Origin of the sequence: Peribacillus sp. FSL M8-0224 (genome assembly GCF_038003055.1) — a bacterium.
In the GTDB taxonomy this organism is placed as follows: domain Bacteria; phylum Bacillota; class Bacilli; order Bacillales; family DSM-1321; genus Peribacillus; species Peribacillus frigoritolerans.
The window spans coordinates 1601547-1619926 of sequence record NZ_JBBOOJ010000001.1 but is presented as its reverse complement, the minus strand read 5'-3'; the positions used below and the strand labels follow the sequence as shown (position 1 = coordinate 1619926).

At 36.4% G+C, this 18380-nt stretch carries 16 protein-coding genes; 3 read left to right on the top strand and 13 right to left on the bottom strand.

What is annotated here, in order from left to right:
• Nucleotides 1–84: 84 nt before the first annotated feature.
• The 6 genes from MKX49_RS07890 to MKX49_RS07865 all read right to left on the bottom strand — a co-directional run bounded on the left by MKX49_RS07890 (nt 85) and on the right by MKX49_RS07865 (nt 5462).
• Entirely contained in the window at nt 85–954 is an 870-nt protein-coding gene (locus MKX49_RS07890; protein ID WP_340875957.1) for a cation diffusion facilitator family transporter, read from the bottom strand.
• 191 nt (nt 955–1145) lie between these two features.
• Nucleotides 1146–2159 (bottom strand): sensor histidine kinase, encoded by a 1014-nt coding sequence (locus tag MKX49_RS07885; protein ID WP_340875956.1) that lies wholly within the window; start codon nt 2157–2159, stop codon nt 1146–1148.
• A complete protein-coding gene (locus tag MKX49_RS07880; protein WP_340875955.1) occupies nt 2156–2827 on the bottom strand; it encodes a response regulator transcription factor in 672 nt (223 codons plus the stop codon). Before MKX49_RS07880 ends, MKX49_RS07885 begins: the two co-directional genes overlap by 4 nt.
• An 18-nt stretch (nt 2828–2845) precedes the next feature.
• Nucleotides 2846–3811 (bottom strand): alpha/beta fold hydrolase, encoded by a 966-nt coding sequence (locus tag MKX49_RS07875; RefSeq protein ID WP_340875954.1) that lies wholly within the window; start codon nt 3809–3811, stop codon nt 2846–2848.
• Between the two features lie 181 nt (nt 3812–3992).
• Nucleotides 3993–4544, bottom strand: coding sequence for a dihydrofolate reductase family protein (locus MKX49_RS07870; protein WP_340875953.1), 552 nt, complete (start codon nt 4542–4544; stop codon nt 3993–3995).
• Nucleotides 4545–4616: 72 nt separating this feature from the next.
• Complete coding sequence (locus MKX49_RS07865; protein WP_340875952.1) at nt 4617–5462, bottom strand: aminoglycoside 6-adenylyltransferase; 846 nt, start codon at nt 5460–5462, stop codon at nt 4617–4619.
• 209 nt (nt 5463–5671) lie between these two features.
• On the opposite strand from MKX49_RS07865, the gene MKX49_RS07860 reads away from it, so the two are divergent.
• Nucleotides 5672–5998, top strand: coding sequence for an antibiotic biosynthesis monooxygenase family protein (locus MKX49_RS07860; protein ID WP_340875951.1), 327 nt, complete (start codon nt 5672–5674; stop codon nt 5996–5998).
• Between the two features lie 541 nt (nt 5999–6539).
• On the opposite strand, the gene MKX49_RS07855 is transcribed toward MKX49_RS07860, so the two are convergent.
• Nucleotides 6540–7097, bottom strand: coding sequence for a GNAT family N-acetyltransferase (locus tag MKX49_RS07855; RefSeq protein ID WP_340875950.1), 558 nt, complete (start codon nt 7095–7097; stop codon nt 6540–6542).
• 524 nt (nt 7098–7621) lie between these two features.
• Between MKX49_RS07855 and MKX49_RS07850 the strand changes: the two genes are divergently transcribed.
• Both MKX49_RS07850 and MKX49_RS07845 read left to right on the top strand, forming a co-directional pair.
• Nucleotides 7622–8011: a hypothetical protein gene (locus MKX49_RS07850; RefSeq protein ID WP_340875947.1), complete on the top strand. Its 390-nt coding sequence runs from the start codon at nt 7622–7624 to the stop codon at nt 8009–8011.
• 322 nt (nt 8012–8333) lie between these two features.
• On the top strand, nt 8334–10127 hold the full coding sequence (locus MKX49_RS07845; RefSeq protein ID WP_340875946.1) for a LamG-like jellyroll fold domain-containing protein: 1794 nt from the start codon (nt 8334–8336) through the stop codon (nt 10125–10127).
• A 159-nt stretch (nt 10128–10286) separates the two neighbouring features.
• Here the strand turns inward: MKX49_RS07845 and MKX49_RS07840 are convergent, their stop codons facing one another.
• From MKX49_RS07840 to MKX49_RS07815, 6 genes are all read right to left on the bottom strand, one after another.
• A complete protein-coding gene (locus tag MKX49_RS07840; RefSeq protein ID WP_340875944.1) occupies nt 10287–11183 on the bottom strand; it encodes a DMT family transporter in 897 nt (298 codons plus the stop codon).
• Nucleotides 11184–11774: 591 nt separating this feature from the next.
• Nucleotides 11775–12539, bottom strand: a complete 765-nt coding sequence (locus tag MKX49_RS07835) for an ABC transporter permease (protein WP_161798615.1) — start codon at nt 12537–12539, stop codon at nt 11775–11777.
• Nucleotides 12540–12620: 81 nt separating this feature from the next.
• Nucleotides 12621–13436 carry an ABC transporter ATP-binding protein gene (locus tag MKX49_RS07830; protein ID WP_340875942.1) on the bottom strand — a complete coding sequence of 272 codons (816 nt, stop codon included), beginning with the start codon at nt 13434–13436 and terminating at the stop codon, nt 12621–12623.
• A gap of 27 nt (nt 13437–13463) precedes the next feature.
• Nucleotides 13464–14525, bottom strand: a complete 1062-nt coding sequence (locus MKX49_RS07825) for an ABC transporter substrate-binding protein (protein WP_340875940.1) — start codon at nt 14523–14525, stop codon at nt 13464–13466.
• A 484-nt stretch (nt 14526–15009) separates the two neighbouring features.
• On the bottom strand, nt 15010–15864 hold the full coding sequence (locus tag MKX49_RS07820; protein ID WP_340875939.1) for an ABC transporter ATP-binding protein: 855 nt from the start codon (nt 15862–15864) through the stop codon (nt 15010–15012).
• Nucleotides 15865–16243: 379 nt separating this feature from the next.
• Nucleotides 16244–18295 (bottom strand): helix-turn-helix domain-containing protein, encoded by a 2052-nt coding sequence (locus tag MKX49_RS07815; protein ID WP_340875938.1) that lies wholly within the window; start codon nt 18293–18295, stop codon nt 16244–16246.
• Nucleotides 18296–18380 lie beyond the last annotated feature (85 nt).

The following is an 18380-nucleotide window of genomic DNA, read 5'->3' as shown; positions in this document are numbered from 1 at the left end:
GTAATGAATTAATGATTGCATATTATTCATATGTTTGTAAAGCAGATTTATACCTTTTTTGTTAATTCATATTGAAAGAGACAGTTAATTGGGCTCTACATGGACATGAACGTCATACACTCCATGATCTTTCATCATCACTTTTTCTACATGTGTCGCTATATCATGTGCTTCTTTAATATCCAAGGTGGAATTGACAAGGATCACAACATCAATCACTTCATTGTTCCCGTAATTTCTTCCTTTAATTTCTTTTATCCCCTTGACTCCATCCACATTTGTAATTACATCCTTATATAGATGAATTTTATTTTCATCAAAACCGTCAGAAAGTTCATGCGAGGCTTGACTGAATATATCCCAGGCTGTTTTGCATATTAATAATCCAACAATGATGGCAGTAAGGGGATCAAGCCAAGGCATGTTTAATTGGGAGCCGAAAATCCCTATAGCTGTTCCTATACTTACCCAAGCATCGGAAATATTATCTTTCGAAGCTGCCATAACTGCTTTACTGTTAATTTTCATAGCAAGCTTTTTATTATATCGGTATACAAAATACATGGCTATTGCTGATAAAACACCTACATATCCGGCAATAATGTCAGGTGATTCCTTTCCACCTTTAAGCATGGAAGCAACAGCATCTATCAATACTTGTACACCAACAGCAAACATGATAAACGAAGCTACCATTGATGCAATCGTTTCACTCTTCCAATGGCCATAACCATGATCTTTATCGGGGGGTCTTTGTGCTAGCCTTAAACCGATCAGTACGGCAAGTGACGCGATAATATCAGTCGTGTTGTTCAGCCCATCCGCTTTTAAAGCCGCTGAGTCGCTTATGTATCCGATAGCTAGCTTCATGACTGATAGACAAATATAAGCAATAATACTGATGATTGCACCACGTTCGCCTAATTTGAGGTCATTATATTTTTGTTCTTCCATTCAACTTCCCCCCACAATTAAGTACCTGAATATCATATCAACTTAAAAATGGGTGGGTCTATAGCAACCTTTTTGTATCTCTTTATATAAGTAAGTGATATATAACTATGTTGCATGAGGCAAACTATCTGAAAAGAATGATATTGATGAATCCCTGACGAAATCCCCGGATGTCATCCCCGCAAAATATCCTAATTCAACTGAGATTCATATGTATTTTCGACTGTAAAACTAAATAAAGTTCCGCTTTCATTAGATTCCAAATTATATTTTATATATAGTGTCTTAGCTATATCCTCAATTATTTTTAAGCCAAGTCCCTTACTTTTACTTTCGATATTAAAACCAATTCCATTATCCTTGATACTGACCACATTATTTTCAATGGTTATCACAAGTTTATCAGCCTTCGAATGGTTTAATACATTTTGAAAGACGTTATCGAATAACCTTTGCAGCCACAAGTCATTACTCATCCATTCCAGCTCTCCATTTAAAGGATGATATATTAATTCAATACCATGCATGTTATACAAATAGCCCCATTTTTTAACCATCATTTCTAATAAAGCGTGCATATTCACTTTATCATTCAAGATATAAGAATTATCTAATTCAGCTGTGGATTGAATATTATATTCATTTGTTAATTCAGAAATATAATTTATTTGTTGATATAGTGATTGTAATAGTGGAGCTTGTTCCTTATATTGGCCTTCTAAATAAAATAATTGTAACCTTACTGCTGTTAAAGGTGTATTGATGTCATGCCTTAATTTATTTAAGAGTTCCTTTTTCATTTCCTCTTGTTGCTTTAATTCCAATTCCCGATAGGTCGTTCTTTCAATTAGTAAGTTTACCGATTTAGTTAATTTCCCGATTTCATCATTGTTATTAACCTCTAATTTATTCGGAATTTCCTCATCACTAGCTAAATTCCTGATAGTTTCATTCAATATATTTATTTTATTTAATAGTGAGTTAATAGATTTGGAAAATAAGAAGGCTAACAATAATAATGATAAAATGAAAACTCCCAGCATTGTAGGATATGCAAAAGATTCATGAAAAGGAATGTCACCATTTTTAGTTTTAAAGGCCCAATCATAAATTAGTGACATAAGGATACTGATCATCAGTAAAATACATGGCACGCTAATAACGGCACTGAATAACAATAGCTGGTATTTTTCCTTTAATTTCATTTCTTTATATAGGTATTCAATCTATACCCTTCTCCATATATATTTTGGATGATTTCACCGGTGTTATCATTGATTTTAGTTCTAACTTTTTTTATATGTACATTCATAATATTTTGATTCCTATCTTCGAGCTGCCATAAATATTCAAAGAAATGTTCTTTCGTTAAAATCCGATCCCTATTTTCATATAAATAGAAAAAAATTTTACGCTCTATCGCAGTAAAAACCACTTCATTATGCAAGTCATTATTGAATACCCTCTTATGTTCGGCATCAATATATAAATGTTTAATTTGTGCGAAAGTACCATATTGACTTTCCAGCAACTTCTCCATTCTTAGTAATAGCTCCTTGGGATCAAAAGGCTTAGTCATATAATCCTCACCAATTCTCAAACCTTGAAGTTTGCTATCCATATCATTTCGGGCAGATAGAAAAATAACTGGAATATTCAATCCTAGACTTTTTAGTTTCTTTGTAATTTGATAGCCATCATCTCCTGGCAGCATAACGTCCATAATGACTAAATCGATTTCATTGATGATATCATTAATATCTTTTCCTTCTTTTATCCAACATACATTGTACTCTTCGCGTTGCAAAATTTTTTTCAGTAAATCACCAATCATCCAATCATCTTCAACAATTAAAATATTATATCTTTTCATCACAAAGCCTTTCTTTATTCATTTGATAAATTTCATGGAAAGATCATATATCACATCAGGCGCATACAAATAAATGCTGTGCGTCCCTTTCAGTTTTATTACATCCGCTTTTAATAGTTTCTCTGCAAAATCCTCATAATCTTCGTTTTTTTGTTTTGTATATTTTGAATTTTTATTTTCATCGGCTATCGCATCTAAAAATAAAATGGGTGTATCTTTTGGTATTGGCAAGTTAACTGATTTTGTACCATTATTGTAACTCTGTAAAAGTTCTTGCTCCATATCATCATTAAAAAACTGTTTATAAGATAGTGTTTTATACATTTCCTTTTCATGGTCAGTCAAAAATGATTGCCGGATCACTTCGGGATTATAAACAGCAGAAGGTACAAGACGGTGCAAACCCATTTTCGTTAAAAGATTCACTCCTCTTACTGTCAATGAATCAACCATGCCCATTTTATGAGTCACATATTGGTGCGGTAAACCAATATCCAAAGCAATAATTCCCTTTACTTCACTCGGGTATTTTTGTGCCCAGTAAATAGCCTCAATACCTGATACCGAGTGTGGAACCAAAATATAAGGAGGTTTATTTCCACTTTCCATTAACGATTTCCTGCTTTGTTCCAATATTGTATCGATATCCCTATCATCATGAAAAACATCACTGTATCCATATCCAGCTCTTTCAATGACTGCAATCTTATTTTCTTTTGCAAACTTACTATATAATCCTTTCAATTCATAAACAGGAGCAGCAATTCCGGAACCGGACATAAAAACGTATGTATCCTCACCGCTGCCTTCCGTATATACATTAATTTCTTTGTTATTAAAATCAACGGGTGTCCCTTCACTAGTTAATGATGATTCCTTTCCCTTTTGATAATTATGGTAGATAAAAACAGCTATCGCTACAAATAAGATCATAGCAAAGAAGGTAAAAAATATATTCTTTGATACTTTTACTATTTTTCTCATATAGAAAACTCCTTTCAAGTTATACTGAAAGGGTATATGTTAAAAATAAATTTCTAATAAATTTTCTTTGTATATTTTCACTAAGAAAAGTTTAACTTTTAATGACCAGTGAATTTCATTAGAAAAAGGCTGCGCCAAAGCAGCCCTAACTATTGAAGGAAAGAAACCCTCTACCCTATTCCTACGTATAAATAATATTATATGTAGGTTTAAGCACCCCGTTTGGATATTGTTTCATTTCAACTAAATCCAATTTTAGACTTGGCTTAACACTGCCGAAAAGAGGGATGCCTTCACCGATTATGACTGGATTCACTTTCAGCACCAATTGATCAATGAGTTTATGTTTCAATAACGTTCCAGCCAGTTCTCCGCCCCCGCAAAGCCATAGCTTTCCGTCACCTTGCCACTTAAGGTTTTCAATAAACGCAACGGCGTCACCTTCGATAAGTTCTACCTCCTCATTCGATTCAAACTGAAGGGAGCTCGAAAATATATAATGTTTCAAACCCTTATAACCTGGTTCACCCGGTTTAGCTCCGAATTGAAATCCAAATTCATATGTTTTACTACCCATCAACACCGCTTCATAATGCTGGATATCGGATAAAAAGTCCGGGACATGCTCTCCTTCAAATAAGAAAAAAGAATGATTGATATCCCCTTCCAACATTGCTTGGTCGGCAATGAAATTATCCAGTGAAACTGCTACATGATATACCAATTCTGCCACTTAGCATCCCTCCAAAAGTGATTACACATTTTACCCGAACAAAGAGTGTGCCATAACCGATTGTAAAAGGTATCAGATAGCCATATCGATAATTCTTTTGATATGGTCTTCATTTGTTTCGACACCCAATTGAGTACATAAGTATTCATTTAGTCTGAGGAATTCCGGGATCATACGTCTCAGCGTTTTAATAATTTCATTTGAATTGCGCCCACAATCCCAACTTTCCAACAGGGATAATTGCTTTCCAGCTAATTTACTTCTATTGCCCTCGATTTTTGTCCATGCTCCATAGGGGACATCCATATGTTGTTCCATTTCCATATACCAACCAGACACAATCAGCCACCGTATCCTATCAAGATTGGATAGTGCATATAACATTTCCCTTCTCATAACGGCCCTGTAAGTTTCATGGACAAAAGCAAGCAGCTTTCCTCTCCAATGCTCAACTTCATCCGGTGTAGGTTTATACACTTTCTTTGCCGATTCCTTAATAACAGGACTCATAATATTAAAAGGATCATAGATGACTTCTACCTCTTTTAACCAGATGGAGGGAACAATTTCCTCAGGTGCATGATACCAGCTATCCACTTTCACAAAGGTATTATAATGAGTGACGACATACGGTGAATAAGGATTGCAGTCTTCGTGAAATGAAACATCTCCCCAATTATTGGCTCTCTCCCTTTTTCCCATTAAAAATTCTGCTTTACGTTTTGGAATTACAATGGTGTGCAAATCTATATCGGAGTAGTGATCATCGTTTCCTTTTGCTAATGAACCAGCTATGTAAATAGCCAAAACATCAGGATCTGCCGTTAAATCTTTTAATGCTTTTTCCAAAAGAATATCGCGTTGTTTCGGTAAATATGCATCTCTTTCTATATGTTTGCTAACGAATCCCGCACACAAGACCATCTCCTTTTTTTGTAAAACCGTCAAAGTAATATATATTCGTGAATTAGAATAAAATCCCTTTAGCAGTATTGCCGTGCCAGAGATATATACTGCTTCTTACCGCCTTGTTTTCTTTGCTGAGTACCCGCTTTACCGGGCATCTATCCATGCATTTTCCGATATGATATTATTTTGAATATTAAGTTAAAAGGAGGCATCATTTCATGTTTTTTGCAAATACCCCCGAACCGCCCTATTACGCTTGCATTTTCACTTCCCAAAGAAGCGATAAGGATGCCGCAAGCTATAATTCAACCGCTGAATTCATGGATGAACTTGCCGCTCAACAAGATGGCTATTTAGGAGTCGAAAGCGTGAGAGATCAAAACGGGTTAGGAATTACCGTATCCTATTGGAAGTCCTTGGATGCCATAAGGCTTTGGAAGGAAAATGCTGCTCACAAAAAGGCTCAAGAAAAAGGTATGAAAGATTGGTACTCGTCATACACTACCCGAATTTGTAAGGTTGAAAGAGATTATAAAAGCAAATGAGTAAACTAAGATTTATGTATATATAGTTATAAAAAAACCGCTCTACTATTTTGGGTTTGTAAATTCGAACGTTGATTTCCATTCTAGGCACTCGCTTTCCGCGGGCGGTCCGGGAGCCTCCTCGGCGCTCTTCGCGCCTGTGGGTCTCCCTTGGACGCGCTTTTCCCGCAGGAGTCTCGTACCTTCCATTTCAATCAACTAGATTTTTTTCACTTTAAGATGTTCATCCCAAACCATGTTAAAGACTAATTCCCATTATGGATTTTTACTGTTTTGTGAAACACTTATTAAATCGGACAATTTCACCATACCCTTGGAGAGTAACTTTCAGACACCAAAGCCGCTTGCGGTTAGAACTTTTTTTAACTGAAATCAAACTAGCTTTCCATTGAGTTTGTCTTCAGCATGAGACCGCTAAAACCCCAATTGGTAATCATTCCCTCAGTAAAATCATAAAAGAGCTTCGGGATGAGTGCATTCCGAAATCCGCTTTTGTCGACAAACAGAGACCGCTTCTTAAATGATCTTCACAATGAATTAATTAAAAGGAAATGCCGTTAAGATCTTCTTTTATGAGTGAGTACATGTATAAATCATCGAATTTGCCACGGGTATATTCATAATGCCTAAGAAGTCCTTCTCTTCTAAATCCTTGTTTTTCAACTAGTTTTTGGGATGGGTGGTTATCAGGTTCAATTAAAGCTTCAATCCTTTCCAGGTTAAAGTGGCGATAACCATACATAACAACGGCTTCCAATGCTTCACTCGCAATGCCTTTTCCCCAATGGTCTTTACTTAATTCATATCCAATTTCAGCACGATGGTGTTTGGTTACCATATTCAGAAAACCACAACTTCCTATAACCTTACCGGAATCTTTTAATGTAATTCCCCATCTAATTCCCGAACCTTTTTCAAATATAGATTCGTACCACTTAATTTCATCCCATACATCATTTACTGTCTCGAATGGATCTAACCCCATTGGCTTCACCACATCTGTATCAGATAGATATTTGAACATGTCACCCGCATCTTCCAGTGTTACTTCCCTTAATATCAATCGTTTGGTTTCAATAACCGGAAATACCTTCTCCATCAAATTCCCTCCTCTAAATCCCCTTTTCCATATTTAACTATTTTAATCATTACCTAATTAAAGAAGATAATCAACGCATTATTGCTTAAAAAATTAATGTTAATAACTAAAAGGCGTCCCTACTTTCGTAGAAACGCCTTTTTTTCGTTTACTTCATTATTTTCGGTTCCTTTACTGCTGAAATGATTAAAAACATGGTCTTCGATTTTCATCTTTCATTTCAGGAACACTTTTTTTACATTTCATTAGAAGGCATCGGTTCCTTTACTGCTTTATTGCTGAACAAAACAACTTAAGCGCTATTAGTGTTTAAAATTCAATATGAGGCAAAAAAAAACAGCCATTAATATTTGTTGTCTTTTATTTTGACAACAATAAATAGGCAGCCCTGTTTTGTTGTCCATCAATGTCCATATAGGACCCTTCCCACCCTTTGTACATAGTCTGAAGGGTAAACAAAAAAAGGAGGATTTCTTGAATGTATAATTATAACGCTTATTACCCTAATGTGCATTATTATATAGATGGAGAACGAATACCTGGCCCGGGCGGCCGTCAATGGGACGGACACGGTGGTGGTCATGGCGGCGGTCATGGCGGCGGTCAATGGGACGGACACGGTGGTGGTCATGGCGGCGGTCAATGGGACGGACACGGTGGTGGTCATGGCGGCGGTCAATGGGACGGACACGGTGGTGGTCATGGTGGCGGTCAATGGGACGGACACGGTGGTGGTCATGGCGGCGGTCAATGGGACGGACACGGTGGCGGTCATTGGGAACACGGACAATGGATTCCACGCTGTAGGAGAGTATGGGTTCCCGGATTTGGTTGGACTTGGATTTGTAGATGATGAAAAAAAAGACAGCTTATGGCTGTCTCTTTTTTTGCTTTTTCTTCGTTTTGTCCATTAACTCCAATTACCAGTATGCTTGTTTTCCTACTCCCCATCTGATGTTCAAATTCCTTCAAACTACATCTCTTCATATTATTGATTTCTATCCATTGAAAACCTTGATTTAACAAGTTAAACAAACCATCAGGACTTATTCCCTAATGGGTTTTGTAGAAATAAGACTTTTTTACTCATCCTTAATAAGTTACCGAGAAGATAAGCAAACTATACCATATTACAGCTGTACGGAATCTACCTTGGCTTAGTACGCTACAAATTAATCCAGGTAGTAAAAAGGATAAATGTATATCGCTTAATCAAAATGTAACGGGGTGATGTTTATGAGAATGAAAAAAGCATTTATAGGTCTCTCACTCTTATGTATGATTGTTCCTGGTATTGCCAAGTCAGCCGATTCTTTAAATTCCGTTGCTGAAAATGATCGGAGCAGTATCGTTGCAAATTGGAAATTCACAAAACAACATGTTAAAAGCGGTTCAATCGATAAAGGTAATTTAATTATTGAAGATACAACCAAACAAGGAAATGATATAGAGTTAGTGACGATAGGTGACCCTGCATCACCCGAATTAAAAAATATGTTGAAATGGTCTGAAGAAGATTATTATGCTCAAGATAAAGTTGATAGCTTGAAATTCGCCAATTACGAAAACGCCCCTGCAGGAAGATATTTTAAAACCAAACGGGATGCACCTATCAATTCAGAGAATTTCGATAGGGGTTTTACCATTGAATTTGTATTTAAGATGCCAAGGAAACCCAAAAGTGACATGGGGCTTTTTTCAAGACAAGGACAGGCGGCAGATCTTAATAAAATGGAAGGAGAGAAAAAAATCCTTTCTGCTTTATCTATATCCAGTGATCAAAAATTGCACTGGACAAGCCATCCATCCAATTTAAACTATAATGTAAGCAATTGGTCTCGTTCTTTGAATGCTGGTGAATGGTACCATTTGGCAGTCGTTAATGATGGTAGCACAACGACTCTAACTTTAAATGGCGTTAGTGATTATGGAGAATCAGAAAGGGCCATAGGTATTGCAGCATTAAAAGGTAAAGGCTGGAATATCGGTGCAACAGAGTTAGGAAATAAGTTAGATGCACTTTTCGCAGGGAATATTCAGGAAATACGAATTGCCAATAGGGCATTAACTGAAAAAGAATGGCTAGTACAGGATGCTCGTGACGATGAACCCTTTGAAGGATCAAACAAGTCCTTTCCCATTCTAACGAATAAGAAGAATTATAATTTCCTTTTTGTTCCAGATACCCAGAAATATTCAAGCCAAAATCCTGAGATTTTCAATAGCCAAATGAACTGGATATCCACTAACACCAAGAAGAACAATATTATCATGAATACATTTGTTGGGGACATTGTCGATAGTGATTCAGAAAAACAATGGCAGAATTCACTCAGAGCCATTTCCCTTTTGGAAAAAAAGGAAATTCCATATATGATGGCGGCTGGGAATCATGACTATGCTGCCGGAGATCCTTTTTTAACACATTATGGGCCACAGCGTTTTATGAATAAAAAATACTATAAGGGGTCGGCCCCCTCTGGGTATAGCTCATATGCAATCGCTAAGGCAGGGAGTTATGAATACTTAGTTTTAATCGTGGATATGAAAAATCTGCATAAGGACTTGGAATGGTCAAAAAAAGTTCTGGAACGGCATAAAGATAAACCGACAATCCTCGTCTCACATGATATTATTTTTCCGAAAGTTAAAGATGATAAAACCATTGCCGTCGATTCGACCAATGGCCGGCTGATATGGAATGAACTTGTAAAGAACCATAATCAAGTGTTCATGACGGTTAATGGACATTTTTATGGGATAGCGCATCGGGTAAAACAAAACTCAGCAGGAAATGATGTCATTCAAATGCTGGTCAATTACCAAACGAATTATCGAGGGGGAAATGGCTGGCTAAGACTTGTAGAATTTGATGAAAAGAAAAATGTATTATTATTCCGGACTTATTCCCCATATGTCGATGGAATGACTAGGAAAGAAAAGTCCTATATTGATTATAAATTTTTAACAGGTGAAAATAATTCATTTAAATTGGATTGGGACTTTAAGCATAGATTTAATTTCAGGTAATGAACAGGGCGGAAAAATCCAATTCCCCAGGTGTATTTGATTGACCTCATCAACCTGGGTGAATTCCTTTTATTGGGCTGCCCTCCTATGTGTTGAGCCGTCCAAGAAGGATAGACATACATTCATGATGACCTGGAATGCCGCTATTTTTTCTGGTTTTCATGCTGCTTTTTTCACCACTGATTTATACTTTCCGAAACCATTAACGACAAGGACCCCCAATATCGCAATACTGCCGCCAATGACTGAAAGGGTACTAGGTACCTCCTGCAGCCAAACCCAAGCGACGAAAATGGCAATCACAGGTTCAATGTACAACAAACTGGAAACGGAACTGGCTTTTCCTAATGATAAAGCGATTGCCCAAGTTACATAACCGATGGCCGCAGGGAAAATACCAACAAAAACCGCTGATAAATGACCTTCCAAAGTAGCTTGTTGAATTTCTTGAAATAGCCCAGGAAAAAATATAAAAAAGGGTATTGTACCGATCCATGTGAAATAAGCTGTCAACTCAATCGGATTATAACGGCTAAACAGTGGCTTTTGGAAAACAAAAAACACCGCAGAAGCAATAGCTGACATCAGTACTAAAAAAGCTCCTTCAGAAATATTCAGGGAAGGGCCTGCGGTACCTAATGTTATTAAGGTGATCCCTGTGAATCCAATTCCTAAACCAATCCATCCGTATAGTCCAAGGCGTTCTTTTAAAACGAACGCAGCAATGATCGCGATGAAGACAGGTGCTGAACCGATCAGCATTCCAGCCGTTCCCGCCGAAACTGTTTGTTCCCCGAATGTCACCCCGATATGGTAAATACTAATACCAATAAATGCAAGGATCGAAATCCTTAACAAATCCTCTTTTTTCGGGAGTCGAAATTTCACCCCAGGCCAGAGAGCATATAGGATAAAAACCCCTGATGCTATAAGATAACGAACAAGTACCAAATGGCCGGCTGAATATCCGCCATGTAAGCTTGCACGAATAGCAGCGAATGTAGATCCCCAAATAATAACTGTAATAGATGCCAATAAAAATGCCTTTGTGTTCAAAACCTATTCCTCCCAACCATTCCCTATAAACTGAAGGTATCATGGATACGTGAGAACTTCAATAAATTTTCTATCTCGCTGTGAAGTGTCACAGTAAAATAACGAATTAAAGCACTATCTGTCAGTAATCATCGCCGACGAAGTAAATACCAGATAGGCTTGGAAAGGAAATCTTTTTTGATCCCGCTTAGAAAAGCATGCTAAACAAAAGCTGCTTCGTATAGGAAGCACCTTTTGTTTAGACTGTAGACAAACTCGATATAAGATTGCCTATATTTTTTTGAGTGAGTGTAAAATATGAACGTTGAATTCCACTCCAGGCACTCGCTTTCCGCGGGCGGTCCGGGAGCCTCCTCGGCGCTCTTTGCGCCTGTGGGGTCTCCCTTGGCCTCGCTTTTCCCGCAGGAGTCTCGTACCTTCCGTTCCAATCAACTTTGTTTAAAAATTCAGGTGGAAACCCTTTTGTCTACAAACTTGTTTACAATTAATTTTTCCAAATTAAAGCTTACTTGAAATATTGTCTTGAGACTTTTACACTGTAACCGTTTTGTGCTGCAATACTGAAAAATAACGTTTAAAGTGTAAATTTAATTAACTATTTTCTGGTTTCCAAGATGAAAAGCGTCTTTCAATAATGCCTAATAATGAAGTAAGAATGATTCCCGTAATCGTAATGACCAACACGCCAACAAACATGCGATCTGTTTGTAGATTTTGTCCATTGCTTGTCAATTGGTATCCGATACCAGCTGTCGAAGCGAATAATTCACCTACAACCACTGCAATTAATCCTTGACCGATACCTAAGCGAATACCGTTTAAAAGGAATGGTACCGTCGAAGGCAATGCAATTGTTTTAAAAATTTGAAATTCACTTGCACTAAATGTCCTTGCTGCTTTTATTAAGTTTTGATCTAATGTTAACATAGCTTTTTGAGCGCTCATCACTATTGGAAAGAAGGCCATCAAAAATACGATAACAATTTTTGATGCTGGTCCTATTCCGAATGCGATGATGATCACTGGTAATAGGGCGACTTTAGGAGTTACATATAGTCCTGAAATGAAAGGGTTAACTACAGCATTAAAGGTAGAATTCCAACCCGATAACACACCAATTGGGATTCCAATAAGTATGGCTAAAACAAAGCCTGAAACAAATTCGTAACCACTTACCTTCATATTTTCCCAAAAGGAAACTTCTTGGACCATTAAAACTGCCGCGTGTGCAATTTCAATTGGTGAGCTAATGAACAATGGATTTATCCATTCATTTTGAGAGGCTGCTTCCCAAAGCAACAGGAATAGTAAAACAGACGCAACACTGATAAAAAATGACTTTTTTTCTTTTTTCATTTTCTTCGCCTTTTTTATCTTGTGCTTTGATTGTGTAAGTTCTATCATACCCTTCGTCATAGTATTCTCCTTTCACATTAATTATTTTTCTTTATTATCGAAACCTTGTTTTGAAGACTCCTGTTCAATAATGGACCAAATATGATCAACAAACTCTAAAAATTCCGGGCTGCGCTTCACATGGAGATCTCTCGGTCTAGGTATATCTACATCCACAACCTCCACTACACGTCCTGGTCTTGCCCCAAAAACAAAAACTCTATCAGCTAAAAATACCGCTTCATCAATTTGGTGTGTAATGAAAAGACTTGTCTTTTTTGTCTCATCCCATATTCTAAGTAACTCACCTTGCATAAATTCCCTAGTTTGTGCGTCCAGTGCCGAAAATGGTTCATCCAGTAAGATTAATGACGGGTTTACCGTTAATGCCCGAGCCAAGTTTACCCGTTGCTGCATCCCCCCTGACAATTCATGTGGATAATGGTTTTCATAACCTTTTAAACCGACCATTTCAATAAATTCATGGGCCTCTTTCTTTTTCTCTGCGGTTATTTGCTTTAACAGTTCAACTCCATAAAGAACATTTTCCAAAACAGTTCTCCAAGGTAAAAGACTCGGGTTTTGAAAAACCATTGCCCTGTCCTTGCCGGGACCATCAATTTTTTGCTGATCTAATAGAATTTCACCCTTACTTGGCTTAAGTAATCCAACTACAGTATTTAAAAAAGTGGTTTTTCCACAGCCGCTCGGCCCAACAATACATATAAATTCACCATCTTTGATATTCAAGTTTATATTCTGCAGAGCAATCACTTCTGTACCAGTTTTATTGTTTACGTAAGTAACATCTAAAAAACGAGTAGACAATTTGAAATTTTCCAGTTGTGCATTTTCCATCTTACCTATCATCTCCTTTCTATCTAATTATTTTTTAAATGCTTCTTCTATATAACTATTTGTCCAAATAACATCTTCAGTAGTATCCTGTTTAGTAGAAACGCCTGACAACTTGCCGAATTCAACTAATGGATCCTGGGCATTATCCCAAGCTTCTTGATTCATTTCCCCATAGCCTTTAAAAGTGTTTTTCAATCCGATTAGTGATTCCTCTAGGATATCAACATCAATTCCATCAAAATAAGATACGATTGATTCGGCAGATTCTCTTGGATTATTACGTGTGAATTCCATACCTTTACCTATTGCCCAAACTACTTTCAAAGATGTTTCCTGATTTTTTTCTAAATATTCCTTTTTAGCAAAAACAGCTTCCCAAACCATATTCCCATACATTGGCTCTTCACTTGTATTGATTACAATCTCACCAACATCTTTACTCTCCGCCTGTAAACCCATTGGAGGCGATGCTATACCACCGTCAACAATCCCCTCCTGCATACCGCCAATCTTCGATCCATCTCCTGCTAATTTGACAGTTTTAAGCGTATCGGGGTCAACATCATGCATTTGCATTAAATAGCGGGTGTATACGTCCCCAGAATCACCAACAAGGTTTGTACCAATAGTTGCCCCATCCAATGAAGCAACTTTATCTTCAAATGATGAGTCTTTAGAAACATTCTTTTTCTTTAGATATTGTTCAGAGAGTGTAATTTGATAGGTTAGCGCCGAATTTAATGATTGAATAGCCAATAAATCCTCACCTTTGTCAAGAGGTGTGAACATACTTCGAGGACCTGAGACCGCAAATTGAGCCTCACCTGATAATACCGAAGCAATTACTTGTGCTCCTCCACCACCAGAAACAATTTCAGCTTCAATTCCTTCCTTTTCAAAATATCCTTGCTCGATGGCTACATATAATGGGGCAACCGACAACAACCGTGCAGGTTCCGTAAAAGTAACCTTTACCGTTTCCCCTCCTGAATTTCCTTTATTTTCTAGTGTTGTTTCGTCACTTGAACCGCATGCAGATACTATTAACACCAAACAAAGCAGAACGAACGCCAATTTATTCTTAAACATATTACTTACCTCCCTAAGTCTTTTTTACTTAATTCCTAACTTTTAGAACACTATTAAAAATTGTCCATTAGACATACATCCCCCCTAAATGGTTTTATATATAAAACATAATTTCATATACACATCAATTCTAAATCAGCAGTCCCATTTGGGTCAATTGTAATTTTGTAAAATTTAGATAATTCAGTAGATTCCAGCACAAAAAAACACTCATTTAAAATCATGAGTGCCCTCTAACTCTTGGGATATAACCTTCTGCTAAATAAAGGAAAAAGACTTAATGCTTCAGCAATTTTAAAGATTACAATATAAGAATCGAAGTCAGTACTAAGAATATGTTTTTGTTAAGGCTAAAGACACCTACCATTCTACATAATGGGATAAATTAAGATGTCCTAACGACTATTATTATGCCTCAATAAATCAAGTTATTTAATTAGGCCTCCAATGGAAAGGAGTCTATATTCATCTTGTATTTTTACTATTACGAACGCTTTACTTTACTCTTCAGCATACTAGGATTATTTTTTTCAGTTAATAACAGGGATTTAATCCGAATCCAGGGACGCTCATTCTCCCATTCTACTTTGACTGGGACACGGAAGGTCTTTTCCAATAATGATTCGGTTAATACGTCCCTTTTTTCTCCTTTATCCATAACGTTCCCCGAATTGATTAACATAGCATGGGTTATGGATGGTACGATTTCTTCAATATGATGTGTAACATATAAAATGGTTGGGCCGTTCGGTGCAGCAGTCATATCTTCAATAGATGCTAACAGCTCTTCTTTAGAGTAAATATCCAGTCCATTGCAAGGCTCATCTAAGATTAATAATTGCGGTGAAGACATGAGGGCCCTTGCAATCATTACTTTTCTTTTTTCACCTTGAGAGAGTGTGTGGATAAATTGGTTAGACAAAAGTTTGATTCTGAATTGGTCAAGTAATGCTTTTGCTTTCTTTACATCATCCTCTGTAATTTCCTCATATAATCCAATTGAAGCAAATTTTCCGCTTAAAACTACTTCAAGTGCTGTATCATTTGGGCGTGACTGATATTCCTGATCTAATGCGGAACTGACCCAGCCTATGGATTTCCGCAGTTCAGGAATATTCGTTTTTCCAAAAAGATTTCCTAAAACGGATACTTCACCACTATTCGGCCATTGATAACCTGTAATCATTTTTAAAAGAGATGTTTTCCCTGATCCATTTAGTCCTAGAAGTGCCCAATGTTCCCCTTTTTGGACCTCCCATGAAACCCCATTCAATAACAGCTTTCCATTTCGCTTCCAGATAATGTTTTTAAGTGAAATGATGCTTTTCGTTCGACTCACTTTTTCTCCTCCTTAAGGTATTAAAGCCTTTTACAAACGGTTTTCCGCATGTACAAAATTTTTAAAATGTTTCCTTGGTCCCTTGCTACTAGTAGACAAGAACCAATGTCCCCTAGCAATCAGGGTTAGGGAGAAAAACAATTTAACTGAATAATGCAATTATACTGATATTTTAACATTTTAAAATATAGATTCTATCTTATAGAGCTCCAATTTGTCGCATAAATAAAGAGTTAGTGATTTTACAAGGATTGAAGTTTGCAGGACTGCAAACAGTTGCCAGCCATAATTCAAGTGAACACTTTACCCCGTTTGTTACAAATGCGAAAGCTTCTCTAACTGCATGCTTAACAAACTGTTAATAGCAATATTGCGGTAGTCAGGTTAGTGAGACGATTGAATTTCTTAAATAACATGCAAGTTGAACTTTTAAAATGTCTTCTGGATTCGAAAAGGTAATTTGAAGCTTGTCTTCGATTCTTTTTAGCCTTTGATATAAAGTATTAACATGGATATGCAAAATTTTAGCTGTTTGTGTTGCTTGACGGTCGTTCTCCATATAGGCAAGCAGGGTTTGTTCTAAATCCAAAGTACCATCTTTATCAGATTGGAGAGGTTTAAAAACTTCATTTACAAAAGAGTTCAAGTCATCAATGGGTTGGTGAATAAAAAGATGATTAATGCCAATATCCTGATAGTTCACGATATTTTTAAGCTGCCTCGAGATCAGAAAAGAAAGGGCTTTATCCGCTTCGGAGTAACTTTTCGTTATATTCTCCATACTTGGATAGCAGGTACCCATCCCTATTTTTAGAGATTCTTCATGCACATTATTCCAGTTGGTATGAATAAGCGCTAGTCTCTTTTTTACATAATCTTGATCTGCAAAGTTATTAAATTGGCATACCAACGTCACTTTATTTCCATAACCAAAAACGAGTGAAACAAATATTCCTAAATGCCTTTTAATTTGTGCAATTAGTTTGTGCATTTGCATATTAACAAAATGGAAATCTGCATGAGGATGTAGATGAATTACGATCGCCATATAATAGGGATGTTGATTAATTCTAAGCTCAATGGCCTTCTTTCGTATCAGATTATATTCTCGGCTCTGAATAAAATCATTGAATAGATCATTTGTTTTTTGATAAAAAGAATCCACTAATGTTTGTTTTCTGATAATCTCTAATGCAATTACTGAGCTTGCCTGTTCAATAATCATTTTGTTTAAAGGAAAAAGATCATCTTCCTCCATTTCTACGGCCATTATTCCAATCGGAACATCGATAGCAATAATGGGGTGAATATACAATGACTGACTATTATAAGACTCAGTAAAAAAAGACTGAGTTGGTAATTTTGTATTTATTTTTATCAGCTCTGAAGGAAGCTCCGCTTTCCATGGGGTTGGATTAGAATATAATTGATCATCTGTTAAGTCTACTATCATTAATGGATGGTTTATCATCTTTTTTATTTCATTTGCGATTTTTTGTAAACCTTTACTTTGAAGAGACAGTTTTATTAAAGAATTGTGAATGGTATCTCGTTGAATTAAAAGGTCATTTTGTTTTTTTAGATTTTGGTATAGCTTCGAATTTCTTAAGACAATAGAAACCTGATCGGAAAAACTTTCTAACAGTTGTTGATCATCTTTCGTTAAAAGAGGATAAGCACCATTTTGGTAGACGATCAAAACACATAAAGTACTCTCCTCAACCTTTATTGGCACTGAGATAATGGATTGTAAATCGTCAAATTGGACAGAGTTATACAAATGAAAAAGATTACCTGGTGAAATATTAGAGGATTCTGAGAGAATTCCCTCTATATTTGTAAGAATAAAAGATTTATTATCTTTAAAGGTTTTTCCGATAATTCCCTCCCCGACCCTCATTCTCATTTTGCCAATTTCTTTATTAGGACCGCCTGTCCATGCTTTGGGAAAAAGCACGTCTATGCTTGGTTCGTATATCCATAAAACTCCCATATTAGCCACAGGTATAACAGACAAGGCATTTTCTAATATTTTTTTTAACAAATCATCTAAATCTTCGTGTACGGATATATCACGGATGCTCTCCATCATTTTGTTCCTAATATATTTTTCTCTATATAGCATTACTTGCAAGTAATGTAAATCGATTATCGTTTTAAGTTTTTGCTTGCTTTCGATTTTTAATACGGATGATTTGCTGATCCTGAGGACAAAGGTTGTATGATTCACATAATGATAGTAAATATCGGTGTAATTTTCATGGGTGCGAATTTTTTCATTGAAAAATCTTTCTGGTATGTGTGTTGCTTTGTCAAAATGATGAGATAAAACAAGTGAAAAATCTAATCCATTTAAGCTTTGCCACAGCTGAAAATGTGAAAAGCAACAGTCACCCACTAAAAATTGTTTGATTTTCATCAATGTTTCCACTTTATACAACCTCCATAGGAATATGTAGACCTCCACATAGTTTATGTAATTATTATATAGAGTCAAACATTGTTTGAATAGTTAG